Below are 16,727 nucleotides of genomic sequence, written 5' to 3' on the forward strand. Positions count from 1 at the left end.
GGGGCCGGCCGCATCGGCAGCGGGTCTCGTCAACGACTGACGGTAAGTCCGTCCACCAGGGCTCGTAGACCGTCCTTGTAAGTGTCTTTCGCGGTCAGGGGCGCCCAGAGGTCCGCGGCCTGCGCCAAGCGCGGCAGTTCGCTCGGGTCGAGATCGGCGAAGACCTGTTCCCGGTAGGTCGTACGGTCGTCGTCGGCGCGACGCCGGGCCGCCGTCGTCCTGATCACGATTTCGCCCGCGGTGTAGTACCAGATCGCGCGGTAGCCGTGCACGGCCTGGTCGAGGGAGAGGCCGCACTCGACCAGGCCGTCGACGATCTGCTCGACGAACCACAGCGCGGACATGGACATCAAGTCGTCGGCGGTCAACACCTCCACGATCCACGGGCAGGCAGCGAGTGCCTCGTGGATCGCCGCGGCGGCGACAACGACCCGCTCGCGCGGGCGGGCGGGAAGTTCGGGGCGGGTCAGCGCCCGCGCCGCGTAGTCGTCCAGCAGCAGGACGAGCAGTTCTTCCTTGTCGCGCACGTGGTGGTAGAGCGCCATCGGCGTACTGCCGATCTCGCCGGCCAGCCGACGCATGGTCAGTTTGCGCACGCCTTCCTCGGTCACGATCCGGCGAGCTGTCCCGATGATCTCGTCACGAGAGATACGGGGAGGCCGGCCCGGGGTTTTGCGCGGTGTTGACGGCTGCTGCATGCCCCCATCATCCCCCAGGAGTCGACAGGGACGACCCTCGGCGCTATCTTTTCTTACATGTACAGAAACCCACGGGGAGGCCCGGAGTGGTGCTAGGCCCCGGACGGGTACGTGCGCACGGGGCCCGCCGCGCTCAACGACGGCTATGCCCTGGGCCTGGCCCTGGCCGCTGCCGTCCTCCTGCTGGCGGCGGTCGTGGCCATCGGTGTGCTGCCACGCCGCCGCGTCGTCGTGCGACCTCCACAACCCACCGCCCCCGCACAGAAGTTGGAAGGAACCCCGTCATGACAACCACCAGCATCGACCTGTTCACCTCGGCCCTGCGCTTCAGCGCCGACGGCGCTGTCCAAGCCGCCGAACGGCAGATGGCCGGCGGCGACTCCGGCGCCTGGCAGATCGCCACGTTCCACGTCGAGACCGACGCCGACGTCCACGCCGACCACTGGGAGATGCACCCGGAGGCCGAGGAGGCGGTGTGCTGTCTGACCGGGGGTGTCCGCCTGTACTTCCGCCCCGACGGGGTCGGTACCGAGGACATGGTCCAGTTGCAGGCGGGCACCGCTGCGGTCGTCCCCCGCGGTCGCTGGCACCGCCTCGAACTGGACGCACCCAGCGACCTGATGTCGATCACCCTCCGCAAGAACACCCGCCTCGAAAGGCGCACTGCGCTGTAAATCTGTTGCGGTCTGATCCATTGCCGCCCGACTGTGTCTGTGCGGCCGCGGCTCCGGACCGGGCGGGCGCACGGGCTATCGCAAAGGACTTCATGGCAGCCGTTGTTGTGCTCGGTGCGGGCATTGTCGGGGCCTCGGTGGCATACCACCTGGCCCGTCGGGGTGTTCCGGTCACCGTGCTCGAGCAGGGGGCGGAGCCGGCCACCGGGGTGACCGGGGACTCCTTCGCCTGGGTCGGTGGGGCGGGTGGTGACTGGCCCGGTGGGGCGCGAGAGCTGCGTGAGTACGTGCTGGCGGACTACCGGCGGTTGGAGGGCGAACTGCCGAGCTTCACCGTCCGGCGTACCGGATCGGTGCATTGGGGAGGTGAGCCGACCGAGGCGTCGCGGCTGGAGTCAGGGCGGTTCCGTATCGGGGCGAGGGACCTCGCCGCCCTGGAGCCGAACCTCCGGGATCCTCCGGAGCGGGCCGTTCACGTTCCCAGCGACATCGGTGTCGATGCCCCGGCGTTGACCCGCGCCCTCCTCGCCGGGGCCACTGCCCACGGAGCGATCGTGCGTTACGAAACGGCCGTCAGCGCGCTGCAGTTGTCCGGTGAACGTGTCGTGGGGGTGCTGTCGTCGGTCGGGGCGCGGGCCGCCGGCACTGTCGTGGTCGCTGCGGGGACCGGCGTTGCGAAGATCTGCGCACCGTTGCCGGCCGACCTGCCCGTCGGTGCCTCCCCGGCCACCCTGGTGCGTGTCAGCGCACCGCCCGGACTGGTCAGGACCATCGCGGTGAGCCCCGATTTCGAGGTCCGGGAGGTGCGTGACGGGGAGCTTCTGCTCGCACTGCCGTGCGTTCCCGGGCGAGCGGCACGTGAGCGGGCCGTGCACGACGCGTTCCGGCATGTGCAGACGGCCTTCCGTGGCGGCGACCGGTGTCGGCTGCTCGGCCACCGCACCGGCAGCCGTCCCATGCCCGCGCATGGCCCCCTCATCGGATACGTGACGAGGGACCGGTCCGCCTACGTTGCCGTCATGCACTCCGGTGTCACCCTGGCGCCCACCGTCGGGCGGCTCGTCGCGGACGAGATCGTGAACGGTGAAGGGGTGGCCGAGCTGCGTCGTTGTCGGCCGCGGATGAAGTGACATGGTCCCGGCGTGCGAGGGATCCGCCTGGCGCCCGGCGCGTGACTACCCCAGGACCGTGCCCGATGATTCGGTGTTGGCCTCGCGCTTTCGGGAGAAGGTGCCCAGGTCGACGTCGTGGCCGGCGTGTGGGCAGGTGTAGTGGACCGGGTCGGCGTCGTGATCGTGGCCGTTCTCGACGGAGTCGATGATCCGGTCCATGAGGGAGCCGATGATCGGCGCGTTCTTGAACTGGTTGCCGCTGGTGCCGATGGCGACGTAGAAGCCCGGCAGGGCCGTCTTGTCGTAGATGGGCGTCCAGTCGTCGGCGACGTCGTACACGCCGGCGACGCCCTGGGGGCGGTTCGGGACGGTGAGGTCGGGGAAGCGCCGGGCGGCGCGGGTGACTTGGGCCTCGAAGCGCGCCACGGTGGGGTGCGGGTTCGCGGCGTCCGGATCCTCGATCCACTCCAGCGGATCGCACTCCGGCTCGGTGCCGCCTACGAGCAGGTTCCCGCCGGTCTCGGGGCGCATGTACGTGCCCAGGTCCATGTCGCTGATGACGAAGAACTCGGCGTCCGGCGCAAGGAGTTGGGACGGGGCGGGTACGTGGTGCACTTCCTGGCGCATCGGGGCCACGCCGATGGTGAAGTCGTCCGTGGCGCCGACCATCCTTTTCACGGCGCTCGACCGCGGTCCCGCGGCGTTCACGACGACGGGGGCCTCTACGGGGTCCCGGCCGTCGATCGTCGCGCGCCAGACGGTTCCTGCGCGGGTGAGCGACGTGACCCGTTGCCTGAAGGCGAAGCGGGCGCCCCGATGCGCTGCGGCGGCCGCCAGGTTGGCCGCGGCCAGGCGGGGGTCGTTCACGTATCCGGCATCGGGGTGTAGACGGCCCCCAGGCTGCCGTGCGGATCGCCGAAGAACTCCTCGCGGTGCACGGGCTTGGGCGGGAAGTACGAGCCGGTGTCCAAGCCGCGCACCCGCCGCGCGAGCGTCTCGGTGTCCCACCCCTCGTAGGGGACACCAGCGCGGTTGAAGAGGGCGGTCATCTTCTGGCGTGGCAGCAGCGGTACGTCCAGCATGACCTTGCCGCAGCGGTGGAACCGGGCCAGGCCCTGGGGGTCCCGGTGACCCAGGTACTCCTCCCGCGTCTCCCACCGGAACTTCGACTCCCAGGCGACCGCGACGCCACTCATGTATGGAGCCGGTCATGTGGTCAAGATCTTCCGGGTCACGAGTCTGTCCCGGCGGATGACGGCCGCGTACCGGCGAGGCAGGGGGCGCGGGAACCCCGCTCTCGCCGGGCCCTCCGCGGCCTGGGGCCCGTGGTCGCACCCGTCGTGCAACCGCGTGTACGTAACAGCCATGTCTTAGGGGGAACGTGGGCGGAACGGTTCGCCCGGTCGGTGGGGTCCTGGTGATCAGAGACGGCCGCTCGTACCGACTCGGCCCGAGCGGTCGGCCACCTCCCACCTCCCACCAAGACCGAGGAAGAATCCATGCGTGTTCGCAGCGTTCGCAAGCTCACCTTCGCCGCCCTGGCCGTCGCCGCGGGACTGTCGCTGACGGCCTGCAACGGCGACGACGTGGCACAGGGCGGCTCGTCGTCGGAGTCCTCCGCGTCCTCCTCCGCCTCGTCCACGGGCGGCGGTTCGGAGCAGGGCGGCGGGACGGACTCCACGGGCGAGGGCGGCGAAGGGGACGGGCAGGGCACGGCCGGCGGCAGCGGTTCCGACGCGAACACCGGGGCCGAGAAGTGCCGCACCGACGACCTGGACATCACCGCGGCGGACGCCACCGTCGGCGGGGACACGGAGGGCACGGTCGCGGTCGAGTTCAAGAACCGCGGCGACCAGGGCTGCGTCCTGTCCGGATACGCCGGCGTCGACCTGAAGACCAGCGAGGGGGACCTGTCCGCGCAGCGCAGCGGTCAGGAGTCCACGCCGATGACCCTGGAGAGCGGCAAGTCGGTGTTCTTCGGTGTCACCTACCCGATCAACGACTCGGGCGGCTCCGGCGTCAAGGTCAGCACGCTGGTAGTCACCCCGCCCGACGAGACGAAGTCGTTCTCCCTGGCGTGGCCGGGCGGCGCCAGCCTGCCGGTCACCGACGGCTCCGGTTCCGCCGTCAAGGTCGGTCCGATGGGCAGCGCGGGGCAGGGCGGGGACAGCTGACCGTACGTCCGGGGCCCGGGCTTCTTCGCGCGGCGGGCGGACGGGCCCGAGGACGAGCCGGGAGTACGACTCCGCGTGCGGGTTGTCTGGCGGAAGACCTGACGAACTCTGGGTAAGGGTTGTACGTTCGGTTGCGGCGGTCGCGGTTGCGCGCCGCCACGGCCCCCTGTCCCCGGGCCCCTTTGTGCAGACCGCAGGCCGCTGGGGCCGCGTCGCCGACCTTCGGCGGCCCCAGCTCACGCCCTGTCATGTGCTGTGCGGAGCGGCCTCCCGTGCTCTCCGCCCCGTGCAGGGCGTCCGCGTGGGGGAGGGAAGGGGAGCTTCCCTCCCCCACGCTCGGCGGCGTCCCGCCGGGGTGTTCGGTCCGGCGGCAGTCGCTGCTTCTTGCATGCCCGAAATGTGTTCACGTACGCGCCTGGGGCGCCCCGCCGAACGCCCCCGTCCCGTCCGCCCGTTGCCACCACGCCTCCAGGCCCGCCTGGTCGAGGGACCGCCAGTCCGGGGTCTCCTGGACCAGGCCACGGCCGAGGCGCCGGCCGAGGTCGACCATGACCCGCCCGGTGGGCGCGCGGTCGGCGTCGTACGCGGACAGGGCCTCCGGCCAGGTGGACGCGGAGGTCAGGGCCGACTGGAGGGCCATGGCGTCCTGCAGCGCCTTGACGGCGCCCGCGCCCGTGTGCGGGCGGGCGACCGTGGCGGCGTCGCCCATCAGCAGCGCCCTGCCCACCGCGTAACGCGGCGCCGTGAAGTCGTAGAGGGGCTGCAGGAACAGCTCGTCGTGTGTCGTCGCCCGCACCACGTCACCCCAGAACGTGGGCAACAACTCATCGGCCACGTAAGCGAGATGGGCGCGGAGACCGTCGCCCGCCGTGCCCGGAGGCAGGGTCGTGGGGGTCTGCAGGCCCTGGTCGAGTCCGGGTGGCGGGGCCGTGTACAGAACCCAGTTGACCCGGTGACCGCCCTGGACGCCGTCCGGGATGCGGTACGTGACGAGGTGTCCGCCCGGGAAGACGACGTACACGCACTCGTCCTCGGCCCACAGGTCGGGATCGCGCAACCGGTCCGACGGGTAGGCGCCGCGCCAGGCCAGGTATCCGGCGTACCCCGGCCGGACGTCGGGGTGCACGGCCGCGCGGACCGCCGACCGGTAACCGTCCGCACCGATCACCACGTCGTAGCGCTCGGTGCGCCCGTCCGCGTGCACCGCGGCGCCATCCGGCGTCACCTCGACCGCCTCGACCGTCGAGCCGTGCCGGAAGTCGACCGCCTCGGGCACCCGACCGCGCAACTCCCGCCAGAGCGGGCCCCAGTTGTAGGTGCGGAACGGGAACGGCAGCACCGCGAGCTCGCGCCCCAGCGGGCCGCTCGCCGCCGCGTCGTCCCGCACGTACCAGCGGCGACGGGCGACCTGGTGGTACGGCATCGACGCGTCGACGAGGCCGGCCGACTCCAGTTCGGCGTAACGGGCGTTGTGCATGGCGAGGCCGACGCCACGGTCGGCCAGGCGGCCCGCCGCGCGCTCGTACACGGTGACCTCGTCGGCCCCGCCACGCCGCAGCGCGAGCGCCGCCGCGCATCCCGCGATGCTTCCGCCTACGATCGCGACCTTGCCGCCATGCATGTCCACGCCCCCGTGGTTCGTCCATCGGCTGGGTACGTCGCCGGTTCCGCGTGACGCACTGGCGTCATGATGCCAGCGGGGAGGGTGCGGGGGCCGGGACACGCCGAGGCCCGTCGGCGGCCGGGGGCGTGACCGTGGTGCCGCGCCCCGCCGTCCGCTCCACCGACGCTCAACCACCTTGAGACGAGGCGTCGTTGACACCCTCTCGCCCCGCGTGCTTGCATCGCGCCATGCCTCCGCTGGAGCCTCTGACGCGTCGCCGCGCCGTGGACCTCGTCCGCGTCGCTGCCGCGCTGTGTCGGTAATCCGACTGATCACTCGCCGCCGCGGGCCGGTTCCCAACTGCCGTATACGGAAGCCCTGTTGGGTGTGCAGGTCCAGCGGCCGGACGTCCCGCGCGCCGCCGCCCCACCCGCTGATCACGAGGACCCGCCATGCCTGAATCCGCCGTGCCCCACCCCGCACCCCGCCTCGACGAAACCGCCTACGACCGGCGCAGGCTGCGTCAGTGGCTGGCCGGGGACGCCCGTGCGGACGGGGTCAGCCGCCGCCGGCTGCTCACCCTGCTCGCCGCCACCGCCGCCGCCACCGCGCTCCCCACCCCGCGTCCCGCCCACGCCGCCGACGCGCCCATCGTGAAACCGCTGCCGCCCGAGTGGTTCATCCAGCGCGGCACCAACGCCGAGACCCGCTGGGAGGCGCTGCGCGGGACCGGCCATCTCACGCCCAACGAGCGGTTCTTCGTCCGCAATCACACCGCAACGCCCGTCCTGGACGCAGACGACTGGCGGTTGCGGCTGTGGGGCAGCGGGCTGCGGGGCGCGCACGGCGAGGACAGGCCCGTGGAGTTCGGCTACGACGATCTGCGGGCCCTGCCCGCCGTCACCCGGACCGCGTTCGTCGAGTGCGCCGGGAACGGGCGCAGCTATTACACGTCCCAGCAGGGCGAGACGGTGACCGGGACCCCGTGGACACTGGGCGCGGTCGGCGTCGCCCGATGGCGCGGGGCGCGCCTGGGCGACGTACTGCGGAAGGCGGGGCTGTCGTCGCGCGCCGTCGACGTACAACCGCGTGGGCTGGACGCCGAGTACGTCAGCGAAGGGGAGAACCTCGGCCGGGTGCGGCGTCCGCTGCCGCTGGCCAAGGCGCTGGACGACGTCCTGCTCGCGTACGAGATGAACGGCGAGCCGCTGCCGTACGACCACGGCCATCCGGTGCGCGTGCTGGTCCCCTCGTGGGTGGGGATCGCCTCGATCAAGTGGGTCGGTGACATCGAGGTGTCCGCGCAGCCGCTGTTCTCACCGTGGAACACCACCTTCTACCGGCTGTTCGGCCCCGGCCACCCGGAGAACGGCAGCGCGCCGCTGACCCGGCAGACCATCAAGAGCGCCTTCGAGCTGGCGAGCGGCGCCCGGTTCCCGCTGGGCGAGGGACAGGTGCTGCACGGCCGGTCCTGGTCGGGCGCGGGCGGCGTCGCGCGGGTCGATGTCAGTACCGACGGCGGGGCCAACTGGCGGCCCGCCCGGCTGCACGACCGGCCCCGCGCGGGCACCTGGACCCGCTGGTCCGTGCCCTGGAAGCCCGACACCCCCGGCGCCACCCATGTCCTGGCCCGAGCCACCGATACCGCGGGCCGCAGTCAGCCGGACGTCGCGGTGCCCAACACACAGGGGTACCTCTTCGACGCGGTGGTCCGGCATCCGGTCACAGTGGTGTGACGGCGACTTCCGGCTCTCAGAATCTCTCAGAATGTGGAATCCGGTCCGGGCGCTGTTGACCGGCCGGACATCCCGCTGCTTTGATCGAGGACATGAAGCGACAGGACCTCACGCAGCGACGCCACGTCGATCTCGCGCGTGTCTCCAGCTCCTTCTGTCGTTGTCGGGTCTGAGCGCACCCCCGCGAAAGCCTTCGCACACGCGTCGCTCCCCTTCCCCCCCGCCGCGGATTCCACCCGCTGACGTCCCTCTTCCGGGAACGTCGCCCCCCGTGCGCCCCGATCCGGGCCACCGAACCCTTGTGCCTGCCAGCGCACGTGTCTCTTCCGTGCGCGCCTTCGCCAGGAGACCCCCATGCCTGTACCACCGGGAACCGACCCCGTCCGCTTCGCCTACTGGGTGCCGAACGTGAGCGGTGGCCTCGTCACCAGCACCATCGAGCAACGCACCGACTGGGGCTACGAGTACAACCGCGAACTGGCCGTGCTCGCCGAGAACAACGGTTTCGACTACGCCCTCAGCCAGGTCCGCTACATGGCAAGTTACGGCGCCGAGTTCCAGCACGAGTCGACCAGCTTCAGCCTCGCGCTGCTGCTCGCCACCGAGCGGCTCAAGGTCATCGCCGCCGTCCACCCCGGCCTGTGGCACCCGGGTGTCCTCGCCAAACTCGGCGCCACCGCCGACCACTTGTCGAACGGCCGCTTCGCCGTCAACGTCGTGTCCGGCTGGTTCAAGGGCGAGTTCACGGCTCTCGGCGAACCGTGGCTGGAGCACGACGAGCGCTACCGCCGCGCGGAGGAGTTCATCCGCGCCCTGCGGGCCATCTGGACCGAGGACCACGTCGAACTCGCCGGGGACTTCTACCGGGTGCGTGACTTCTCCCTGAAGCCCAAGCCCCTGAACACCCCCGAGCGGCCCAACCCGGAGATCTTCCAGGGCGGCAACTCCACCGCCGCCCGCGCCATGGCGGGCCGCGTCTCCGACTGGTACTTCAGCAACGGCAAGGACTTCGACGGAGTCACCGAGCAGATCAACGACGTCCGTGCGTCAGCCGCCCAAGTGGGCCGCACAGCACCGAAGTTCGGGCTCAACGGCTTCCTCATCGCCCGCGACACCGAGGCCGAGGCCCGCGAGACCCTCCGCGAGATCGTCGCCAAGGCGGACACCGAGGCCGTCCACGGATTCCGCGACGCCGTCCAGCAGGCCGGCCGCTCCAGCGCCGACGGCAAGGGCATGTGGCAGGACTCCACCTTCGATGACCTCGTCCAGTACAACGACGGCTTCCGTACGGGACTGATCGGCACACCCGAGCAGATCGCCGAGCGCATCGTCGCCTACAAGCGGCTCGGCGTCGACCTCCTCCTGCTCGGCTTCCTGCACTACAAGGAAGAGGTCGAGTACTTCGGCAGGCGCGTGCTGCCCCTCGTACGTGAACTGGAGGCGCAGGCCGCCGACGCGGACGCCGAGTCCGTCCCGGCCCACGCCTGACCCCCACCGCCTCCGCCCGCCCCTTCGCGGCCGTCCCGAACCCAGAAAGAAGGCCCCATGGCCACCGTCCTGTCCGTCTCCGGCAGTCCGTCCCCCACCTCCCGCACCGCCCGTCTCCTACGCGCACTCGACACCCGGCTCGCCGGTCAGGGGCACGAGGTGATCCCGCTCGACGTGCGTACGATCCCGGCCGAAGCCCTGCTCCACGCCGACTTCCGGCATCCCGCGATCGTCGAGGCCACCGCCCTGTTCGAGCGGGCGGACGGAGTCGTGGTCGGCACGCCGGTCTACAAGGCCGCCTACTCGGGGCTGCTGAAGTCGCTCCTCGACCTGCTCCCGCAGTACGCGCTGGCCGGAAAGACGGTGCTCCCGCTGGCCACCGGCGGCTCCACCGCCCATGTGCTGGCGATCGACTACGCCCTGCGTCCGGTCCTCTCCTCCATGGGGCCCGCGCACATCACGCCGGGCTGGTTCACCCTCGACAAGGACATCAAGGTGGGCGACGACGGCACGCTGACCGTGGCGCCCGGCTCGGCGGAGGCACTGGCCCAGGTCACCGACCAGTTCTCCGCCGCGCTGGGCGGCCGCACGAAGCTCCTCGCGGCCACCGGATGAGCGCCGCGACCGTGCTCGCCGACGACGCCGAGGCCCTGGCCGTCGCCGCCGAACTCGCCGCGGAATTCCGCAAGGAGGCCGTCGAGCGGGACACGTCGCGCAGGCTCCCGCGCGCGGAGCTGGAACGGCTCTCGGCCTCCGGGCTGCTCGGTGTGACGGTGCCCGAGGAGTTCGGCGGCGCGGACATCCGTACCGAGACGCTCGCGGAGATCTTCCGGCTGCTCGCCGCCGCCGACGCCAGCCTGGCGCAGATCCCGCAGAGCCACTTCGTGTACGTCAACGTGCTGCGCCGGCAAGGCGCGCGCGAGCAGCAGGAGTTCTTCTTCGGCGAGGTGCTGCGGGGGAAGCGGTTCGGCAACGCCCAGTCCGAGGCGGGCACCCGGCACGTTCAGGACATCCGCACCCGGCTCGCGCGAGGGCCGGACGGGGCGTACGTCCTCGACGGCGTCAAGCACTACTCCACCGGGGCGCTGTTCGCCCACTGGATCCCCGTCCTCGCCCGCGCGGACGACGACACCCTGCACGTGGCGTACGTGCCGCGGGATGCGCCCGGTCTCACGGTGGTGGACGACTGGGACGGCATGGGGCAGCGCACCACCGCCAGCGGAACCGTCCGCCTGGAGTCGGTGCCCGTGCCGGCCGACCGGGTCGTGCCCCACCACCTCACGTTCCAGGGGCCGCAACTGCACGGCGCGGTGGCCCAGTTGCTGCACGCCGCCATCGATGCCGGGATCGCCTCCGGCGCGCTGGGGGAGGCGGTGGAGTTCGTCCGCACCAAGAGCCGTCCCTGGTTCGAGAGCGTCGACGAGGGGCACGCGACCGCCGCCGACGACCCGCTGCTGATCCAGCGATTCGGTGAACTGGCCATCCGGGTACGGGCCGCGGATGCGCTGCTCGCCGCCGCGGCCAGGTCCGTGGACGCCGCCCGCGCCGGCCTCACCGACGACACGGCGGCGGAGGCGTCGATCGCGGTGGCCGCGGCGAAGGTCACGGCGGCCGAGACCGCCGTGGAGACGGCCAGCGCCCTCTTCGAGGTCTCCGGCACCCGTTCGGCCCTCAACTCTCTTGATCTGCACCGCCATTGGCGTGATGCCCGCACTCACACCCTGCACGATCCGGGCCGCTGGAAGGTCCAGCACGTCGGCCGCTACGTACTCAACCGGACCCGTCCGCCCCGGCACGGCCTGCTGTGACAACGGCTCGCTATCACAGGCGCCCCCGATCGGAGAACCCCTGTGTCCCTCACCTTCCCCTGGCCCACGACCACCGACCTGCGCGGCGAGCAGGTGGCCTCATGAAGTTCCTCGCCATCACCCTGATCACCCACCGGCCCGACCCGGTCACCGGCATCCAGAAGCCGACCCACGACCGGTTCCGCGAGGTGCTCGAACACGCGGTACTCGCCGAGGAGTTGGGGTTCGACGGGTTCGGTGTGGGGGAGCGGCACGAGCGGCCGTTCATCTCTTCCTCGCCGACCGTCGTGCTCAGCCACATCGCCGCGCTGACCAGACGCATCCGCCTCTTCACGGCGGTGACCACGCTCAGCCTCCTCGACCCCGTGCGTGCCTACGAGGACTACGCCACGCTCGACCATCTCTCCGACGGGCGCCTCGACCTGATCATCGGCAAGGGCAACGGGACGGCCCAGCGCGAGCTGTTCCACGTCACGCCCGAGGATCAGTGGGACCGCAACGCCGAGAGCTACGAGGTGTTCCGCAAGCTCTGGCGGCAGGACAAGGTCACCGCGGCGACCCGGTTCCGCCCGCCGCTGACCGATGCCGAGGTGTGGCCGCGGCCGTACCAGCAGCCGGTCAGGGTCTGGCACGGCAGCGCCACCAGCAAGGAGTCCGTGGACCTCGCGGCCCGCTACGGCGACCCGCTGTTCTCGGCCAACGTCACCAACCCCATCGAGCCGTACGCCGAGTTGATCCGCCACTACCGCGAGCGCTGGGAGCACTACGGCCACGACCCGGCCAAGATCGCCGTCGGCGCCGGTACGGCCGGGCTGTACGTGGCCCGCACCTCCCAGGAGGCGGTGAAGGTCTACCGGCCGATCTTCGAGTCGACGCTGGCGTTCCAGCGGCAGTCCGGGCTCCCGGTGGTCTTCGAGACCGTGGAGGACTTCGTCGAACGCAGCTCGGCCCTGATCGGCAGCCCGCAACAGATCATCGAGAAGGTGCACCGCTACCACGAGCGGTTCGGGCACTCGGTGCTGCATCTGCACGCGGACGGCGGCGGACTGACGGACACTCAGCACCGCGACTCCCTCGAACTGTTCCAGTCCGAGGTCGCCTCGGTGCTCCGGCCCGAGCTCCCCGACCCGCCGTTCGCCTGGGAGCCCGTGCTCCCGGCGCCACCGGTCGTCGATGAGCCCGTGCGCGTCTGACCCCGATCGGCTCCGGCTAGGGCGCGCCCACCCCCGTACGCGACAGGTCGGCGAGCGGCACCGGCGCCGGACGCGGTGCGCGGCTCGACACCGTGACGGAGCTGCCGCCTGCCGCCGAGGCGAGCAGGGACTCCATGATGTCGAGCACGTGGTACGCCAGCGTGCCCGACGCACGCGGCTGGTGCGTCGGGGGCGTGGCGGCCAGATCGGCGATGCCGTAGCCGCGGCCCGAGTCGCTGTAGCCGGCGGAGACCGGGAGGGTTTCCCAGGTCTCGGCGCCGAGGCGGAACAGGCGTGTGTCGCCGGCGAAGTGGTTCGGGTCGGGGACCGCGAGGGACCCCTGAGGCCCGTGGACCTCGATGTTCGAGGAGTGTGTCGCGACCGCGTCGAAGCTCACCACGAGCGTCGAAAGCGCGCCGGACTCGTGCACCAGCACCCCCGTGACATGGGTGTCGACCTCGACCGGCACCCGCTCACCGGCCCGCGGGCCGCTCCCGATCTCCCGCTCGGAGCGGGGATGACTCGCGGCGCCGATCACCGAGGTGACCGGTCCGAGGAGGGTGACCAGGGCCGTGATGTAGTACGGGCCCATGTCGAGGAGCGGGCCGCCGCCCGGCGCGTAGTAGAAGTCCGGGGCGGGGTGCCAGCGTTCGTGGCCGGGGGTCACCATCGTGGCCGTGGCCGCGACCGGGCGGCCGATGAGTCCGTCGTCGATGGCCTTGCGCGCGGTCTGGATGCCGGTGCCGAGCACCGTGTCCGGCGCGCAGCCGACGACGACGCCCGCCTGCCGCGCGGCCTCCAGCACCTGGCGGGCCTCGTCCGTGGTGGCCGCGAGCGGCTTCTCGCCGTACACGTGCTTGCCTGCCGCGATCGCCTTGAGGGCTATCTCGGCGTGCGCGGCGGGGATCGTGAGGTTGAGGACGAGGTCCACGTCGTCGGATGCGAGCAACTCGTCGACGGGGACCGCGCGTACGTCCCCGTCCCACTCCTTCGCCACCGCGCGCGCCCGGTCCGCGTCCAGATCCGCCACGGCGACCAGCTCGATGTCGGCGAGCCTGCGCAGACTGGCCAGGTACTGGCCCACGATCGTCCCGCACCCGATGATGCCGACGTTCAACGGCCTGCCCACGTTCAACGGCTTGCCCACAGCAGGCCCCTCTCGACGATGGTGCGCACGCTCGGGTGCTCGAGGTCCTCGACGTGGTGTCCCGGTGTGCACACGAAGATGCGGCCCTTGCCCCACCTCCGCGTCCAGATGGCCGGCGAAGTGACCTCCCGGTGCCACGGGTCCCAGGCGCGGATCTTCTGCGTGGTGGTGGCGAGCACGTCGATGTAGTCGTCGGCGAGGACCCAGTACTGCTCGGTGACGAGGTCGAAGTCCTCGATGCCCTCCGTGATGGGGTGTTCGGCCGCGACCGGGAGCATGTTTACCGTGTACGGGACGTAGTTGTCCGCCTGCTCGCCCTTGCGCTCGTCGGGGTGTTTGCCGGGGTGGCAGGCGAACTGGCCGCCGATGAGGTGCAGATAGTCCGCGGTGTTCCGGTAGGAGTCGGCGATCCCGCCGTGCCATCCGGCGAGCCCGGTCCCGTTCTCGACGGCCGTGCGCAGCCCCGCGAACTCCTCCCGCTCGATCGTGGACATCGTCATGCACTGCATCACCAGGTCCACGCCGGCCATGTACGCCGGGTCGGCGTAGACCTTGGGCGAGTCCTCGATGCGTACGTCGTAGCCGTTGGCCTTCAGGTGCGGGATGAACAGGTCGGTGGCCTGGACGGGTTGGTGCCCGTCCCAGCCTCCGCGTACGACGAGTGCCTTCTTGGCGGTGGTCACAGATCTCCTTTGCCGGGTGCGGGCCCCGCGGCCATGTTCGTCCGTTCCTCGGCGTTGAGGGACGGGACCGAAATATTTCGAAGATTGTTCGAGACCCTGGAACCGTAGAAGTGGTGACGGAGGCGGTCAAGAGGCCGCGCACAGAGAAGATTTGGCGCCCGGGGTTGACGCCGATGACGCCGCGCCCCAAGCTGCCGTCACCGAAAATGTTTCGATACTCAGGAGGCCCCGTGCCGCTCCCGCCCTCCTCGGCCAAGCCGACCCTGGCCGCCATCGCGCGCGGCACCGGAGTCTCCACGGCGACGGTGTCCAAGGTCGTCAACGGCCGGGCGGACGTGGCCGACGAGACCCGCGCGAAGGTGCTGGCCGCACTCGAGGAGGCCGGCTACCGCTCGCCGTCCCAGCGCCGGGCGCCCTCGGGGCCGGACGTCGTCGAGGTCGCCTTCGAGGCGATCGACTCCGCGTACCCCTCGGCACTGCTCAACGGCATCCTCGACCACGCCGCGAGCGCCGGCGTCGAGGTCGTCGTCAGCACCACAGGACGACAGCGCACCACCGAACCCGGCCTCGGCCGCAAGGCGCAGCGCATCATCAACGAAGGCCGTGCCGGGGTCATCGTCGTGACCTCGGCCTACGGCGAGTCAGGACTCGCCGCCTTCCTCCGCCGGCACATCCCCGTCGTGGTCATCGACTCCTACAACCCGCCGCCCGCCGACGTCGTCAGCGTGGGGGCCGCCAACTGGGCGGGAGGCAAGGCCGCCACCGAACACCTCCTGGACCTCGGCCACCGCCGCATCGCCTACCTCGGCGGCCCGGAGACCATCGAGTGCAACCAGGCGCGCCTGCACGGCTATCTGTCCGCGCTCGCCTCGCGCGGCATCGAGGCCGACCCGGGCCTCGTCCTGCACGGCCGCTTCCGCCCCGAGTGCGGCGCCGAAGGGCTGAGCACCCTCCTGTCCCGTACGCGCCCGCCGACCGCGGTCTTCGCGGGCAACGACGCGATCGCCGTCGGCGTGCTCCGCGAGGCCCGCAGGCGCGGCATCCGGGTCCCGGAGGACCTGAGCCTCGTCGGCTTCGACGGCACGGCCCTGGCCCGGGACTCCGTCCCCGCCCTGACCTCCGTCGCCCAGCCCCTCCAGGAGATGGGCCGCGCGGCCCTGCGCGCCGTCCTGCGCCAGGCACGGGGCGAGCAGCCCGACACGCATCGGGTGGAGCTGGCGACGCAACTGGTCGTACGGGAGTCAACGGCCGCGCTGGAGTGAGGAGTTGGGTTGCGCTTCAGGCGCTGATCTCTCCCGCCACCTGCACGGGGTGGTCGAGGATCTGGTTGTTGAGGTAGCCGAGGCGGTTCCACGGGACGTGGGACGGCTGGGTGCGGCCGGTGTCGTCCGTGGCGCGGATCGCGATGGTGTGCTCGCCCGGGGCGGGGTTCCACGTGAAGTGCCAGCGGGTCCAGGCGCCCGCCTCCCGGGAGCCGGTGAGCCGGGCCTCGTGCCAGGGGCCCCGGTCGATGCTGTACGCCACCGAGGCGATGCGCTGCTCCCCGGCGAACGACCGACCGCGTACGAGCTGGGGCACCGGCTTCAGGTGTGCGGGCCAGTCGAGTTCCACCAGGCTGGTCACCGGGAGTTCGTTGATGGGGGTGCCCAGGACGGGGCCGTGCGCCGGGTGGTCGGGGCCGATGAGGACGTAGTCCTCAGTGTTCCAGGGCACGTGGATCGGTCTGCGGGACACCTCGATGCGGCCGACCCACTTGATGCTGGCCGCCCCCAGCCAGCCGGAGACCACGACCCGGGCCGGGTAGCCGTGGTCGGGCGGCAGCGGCTCGCCGTTCATGGCGAGGGCGAGCAGGGTGTCGTCGGCCAGCGCCTTGTCCAGGGGCATGGGCCGCCGGGCGCCGCACTCGTCGAGCGCCACCGGCATGACGTCGTGCGCGTCCGGGCTCAGGCGTGCCGCCTCCAGCAGGTCACGGAGCCGTACGCCGGTCCACTCGGCGGTGCTGACCGCGCCGCGGCCCCACGGCGTCCCCGCGATGCGCCGACCGTGCTGCCGGCCGAACAGCACACGGCGATTGCCCGCGCACTCGATCGTGCGCGTGACGGAGACCAGCGGGAACGCCCGCCACAGATCGTCGTAGCCGAAGGTGACGGGCGACCGCACGGCATCGCCCTCGATCCGCAGGGACCACTCCTTGGCGTCGATCCTCGGCGTGGGGGAGTGGCTGCGGACGAAGAAGCGGTCGTTGGGGGTCAGATGGCCGGGCATCCGGTCCGCTCGGGTACCGAAGTCCAGACCGGTGCCGGTGTCCTCCATGAGTTTGTCGGAGGTCGGCTTGACCACTCCGGGCACTGCGCTGACTGCCGTGTCGGTTGTCGTCATGCTCTCAGCGTCGGCGCGTGGCGCCCGGGCCG

At 71.5% G+C, this 16,727-nt stretch carries 18 protein-coding genes; 12 read left to right on the top strand and 6 right to left on the bottom strand.

What is annotated here, in order from left to right; all coding sequences use genetic code 11:
• Positions 1-29 precede the first annotated feature (29 nt).
• Positions 30-698 carry a TetR/AcrR family transcriptional regulator gene (locus ACOKM3_RS37765; protein ID WP_426905771.1) on the bottom strand — a complete coding sequence of 223 codons (669 nt, stop codon included), beginning with the start codon at positions 696-698 and terminating at the stop codon, positions 30-32.
• 111 nt (positions 699-809) lie between these two features.
• Here ACOKM3_RS37765 and ACOKM3_RS37770 point away from each other — a divergent pair, with 111 nt between their 5' ends.
• The 3 genes from ACOKM3_RS37770 (at position 810) to ACOKM3_RS37780 (ending at position 2,502) form a co-directional block, all read left to right on the top strand.
• Positions 810-986 carry a hypothetical protein gene (locus ACOKM3_RS37770; protein WP_426905772.1) on the top strand — a complete coding sequence of 59 codons (177 nt, stop codon included), beginning with the start codon at positions 810-812 and terminating at the stop codon, positions 984-986.
• Complete coding sequence (locus tag ACOKM3_RS37775) at positions 983-1,372, top strand: cupin (protein WP_426905773.1); 390 nt, start codon at positions 983-985, stop codon at positions 1,370-1,372. Before ACOKM3_RS37770 ends, ACOKM3_RS37775 begins: the two co-directional genes overlap by 4 nt.
• Before the next feature lie 92 nt (positions 1,373-1,464).
• Positions 1,465-2,502: an NAD(P)/FAD-dependent oxidoreductase gene (locus ACOKM3_RS37780; protein WP_426905774.1), complete on the top strand. Its 1,038-nt coding sequence runs from the start codon at positions 1,465-1,467 to the stop codon at positions 2,500-2,502.
• Positions 2,503-2,547: 45 nt separating this feature from the next.
• Here the strand turns inward: ACOKM3_RS37780 and ACOKM3_RS37785 are convergent, their stop codons facing one another.
• Positions 2,548-3,696, bottom strand: a complete 1,149-nt coding sequence (locus ACOKM3_RS37785) for an NAD(P)/FAD-dependent oxidoreductase (protein ID WP_426905775.1) — start codon at positions 3,694-3,696, stop codon at positions 2,548-2,550.
• 287 nt (positions 3,697-3,983) lie between these two features.
• Here ACOKM3_RS37785 and ACOKM3_RS37790 point away from each other — a divergent pair, with 287 nt between their 5' ends.
• Positions 3,984-4,658, top strand: a complete 675-nt coding sequence (locus ACOKM3_RS37790) for a DUF4232 domain-containing protein (RefSeq protein WP_426905776.1) — start codon at positions 3,984-3,986, stop codon at positions 4,656-4,658.
• Positions 4,659-5,061: 403 nt separating this feature from the next.
• On the opposite strand, the gene ACOKM3_RS37795 is transcribed toward ACOKM3_RS37790, so the two are convergent.
• On the bottom strand, positions 5,062-6,279 hold the full coding sequence (locus ACOKM3_RS37795; protein ID WP_426906998.1) for an FAD-dependent monooxygenase: 1,218 nt from the start codon (positions 6,277-6,279) through the stop codon (positions 5,062-5,064).
• A gap of 230 nt (positions 6,280-6,509) precedes the next feature.
• Here ACOKM3_RS37795 and ACOKM3_RS37800 point away from each other — a divergent pair, with 230 nt between their 5' ends.
• The 7 genes from ACOKM3_RS37800 (at position 6,510) to ACOKM3_RS37830 (ending at position 12,486) form a co-directional block, all read left to right on the top strand.
• A complete protein-coding gene (locus ACOKM3_RS37800; RefSeq protein WP_426906999.1) occupies positions 6,510-6,584 on the top strand; it encodes a putative leader peptide in 75 nt (24 codons plus the stop codon).
• 129 nt (positions 6,585-6,713) lie between these two features.
• Positions 6,714-7,997 carry a sulfite oxidase gene (locus ACOKM3_RS37805; protein ID WP_426905777.1) on the top strand — a complete coding sequence of 428 codons (1,284 nt, stop codon included), beginning with the start codon at positions 6,714-6,716 and terminating at the stop codon, positions 7,995-7,997.
• Positions 7,998-8,089: 92 nt separating this feature from the next.
• Positions 8,090-8,170, top strand: coding sequence for a putative leader peptide (locus tag ACOKM3_RS37810; protein WP_353962433.1), 81 nt, complete (start codon positions 8,090-8,092; stop codon positions 8,168-8,170).
• A gap of 181 nt (positions 8,171-8,351) precedes the next feature.
• The gene (gene sfnG, locus ACOKM3_RS37815) at positions 8,352-9,485 is read left to right on the top strand and encodes a dimethylsulfone monooxygenase SfnG (protein WP_426905778.1); all 1,134 of its coding nucleotides are present in this window, start codon (positions 8,352-8,354) and stop codon (positions 9,483-9,485) included.
• 57 nt (positions 9,486-9,542) lie between these two features.
• Positions 9,543-10,100 carry an NADPH-dependent FMN reductase gene (gene ssuE / locus ACOKM3_RS37820; protein WP_426905779.1) on the top strand — a complete coding sequence of 186 codons (558 nt, stop codon included), beginning with the start codon at positions 9,543-9,545 and terminating at the stop codon, positions 10,098-10,100.
• Positions 10,097-11,293 carry an SfnB family sulfur acquisition oxidoreductase gene (locus ACOKM3_RS37825; protein ID WP_426905780.1) on the top strand — a complete coding sequence of 399 codons (1,197 nt, stop codon included), beginning with the start codon at positions 10,097-10,099 and terminating at the stop codon, positions 11,291-11,293. Before ssuE ends, ACOKM3_RS37825 begins: the two co-directional genes overlap by 4 nt.
• Positions 11,294-11,394: 101 nt before the next feature.
• Positions 11,395-12,486 (top strand): LLM class flavin-dependent oxidoreductase, encoded by a 1,092-nt coding sequence (locus ACOKM3_RS37830; RefSeq protein WP_426905781.1) that lies wholly within the window; start codon positions 11,395-11,397, stop codon positions 12,484-12,486.
• 16 nt (positions 12,487-12,502) lie between these two features.
• On the opposite strand, the gene ACOKM3_RS37835 is transcribed toward ACOKM3_RS37830, so the two are convergent.
• Entirely contained in the window at positions 12,503-13,633 is a 1,131-nt protein-coding gene (locus ACOKM3_RS37835; protein ID WP_426905782.1) for a Gfo/Idh/MocA family protein, read from the bottom strand.
• The gene (locus tag ACOKM3_RS37840; RefSeq protein WP_426905783.1) at positions 13,618-14,316 is read right to left on the bottom strand and encodes a ThuA domain-containing protein; all 699 of its coding nucleotides are present in this window, start codon (positions 14,314-14,316) and stop codon (positions 13,618-13,620) included. Before ACOKM3_RS37840 ends, ACOKM3_RS37835 begins: the two co-directional genes overlap by 16 nt.
• A gap of 230 nt (positions 14,317-14,546) precedes the next feature.
• Here ACOKM3_RS37840 and ACOKM3_RS37845 point away from each other — a divergent pair, with 230 nt between their 5' ends.
• Positions 14,547-15,578 (top strand): LacI family DNA-binding transcriptional regulator, encoded by a 1,032-nt coding sequence (locus tag ACOKM3_RS37845; RefSeq protein ID WP_426905784.1) that lies wholly within the window; start codon positions 14,547-14,549, stop codon positions 15,576-15,578.
• 16 nt (positions 15,579-15,594) lie between these two features.
• On the opposite strand, the gene ACOKM3_RS37850 is transcribed toward ACOKM3_RS37845, so the two are convergent.
• Positions 15,595-16,695, bottom strand: a complete 1,101-nt coding sequence (locus tag ACOKM3_RS37850) for a sulfite oxidase (protein ID WP_426905785.1) — start codon at positions 16,693-16,695, stop codon at positions 15,595-15,597.
• Positions 16,696-16,727: the final 32 nt, after the last annotated feature.

It is taken from the genome of Streptomyces nidicola (genome assembly GCF_050106155.1).
In the GTDB taxonomy this organism is placed as follows: Bacteria; Actinomycetota; Actinomycetes; order Streptomycetales; family Streptomycetaceae; genus Streptomyces.

Coding starts and splice junctions, on each gene's coding strand:
- ACOKM3_RS37765 (WP_426905771.1), bottom strand. CDS start 698: ATGCAGCAGCCGTCAACACCGCGCAAAACCCCGGGCCGGCCTCCCCGT.
- ACOKM3_RS37775 (WP_426905773.1), top strand. CDS start 983: ATGACAACCACCAGCATCGACCTGTTCACCTCGGCCCTGCGCTTCAGC.
- ACOKM3_RS37780 (WP_426905774.1), top strand. CDS start 1,465: ATGGCAGCCGTTGTTGTGCTCGGTGCGGGCATTGTCGGGGCCTCGGTG.
- ACOKM3_RS37785 (WP_426905775.1), bottom strand. CDS start 3,696: ATGACCGGCTCCATACATGAGTGGCGTCGCGGTCGCCTGGGAGTCGAA.
- ACOKM3_RS37790 (WP_426905776.1), top strand. CDS start 3,984: ATGCGTGTTCGCAGCGTTCGCAAGCTCACCTTCGCCGCCCTGGCCGTC.
- ACOKM3_RS37795 (WP_426906998.1), bottom strand. CDS start 6,279: ATGCATGGCGGCAAGGTCGCGATCGTAGGCGGAAGCATCGCGGGATGC.
- ACOKM3_RS37805 (WP_426905777.1), top strand. CDS start 6,714: ATGCCTGAATCCGCCGTGCCCCACCCCGCACCCCGCCTCGACGAAACC.
- ACOKM3_RS37810 (WP_353962433.1), top strand. CDS start 8,090: ATGAAGCGACAGGACCTCACGCAGCGACGCCACGTCGATCTCGCGCGT.
- sfnG (WP_426905778.1), top strand. CDS start 8,352: ATGCCTGTACCACCGGGAACCGACCCCGTCCGCTTCGCCTACTGGGTG.
- ssuE (WP_426905779.1), top strand. CDS start 9,543: ATGGCCACCGTCCTGTCCGTCTCCGGCAGTCCGTCCCCCACCTCCCGC.
- ACOKM3_RS37825 (WP_426905780.1), top strand. CDS start 10,097: ATGAGCGCCGCGACCGTGCTCGCCGACGACGCCGAGGCCCTGGCCGTC.
- ACOKM3_RS37830 (WP_426905781.1), top strand. CDS start 11,395: ATGAAGTTCCTCGCCATCACCCTGATCACCCACCGGCCCGACCCGGTC.
- ACOKM3_RS37850 (WP_426905785.1), bottom strand. CDS start 16,695: ATGACGACAACCGACACGGCAGTCAGCGCAGTGCCCGGAGTGGTCAAG.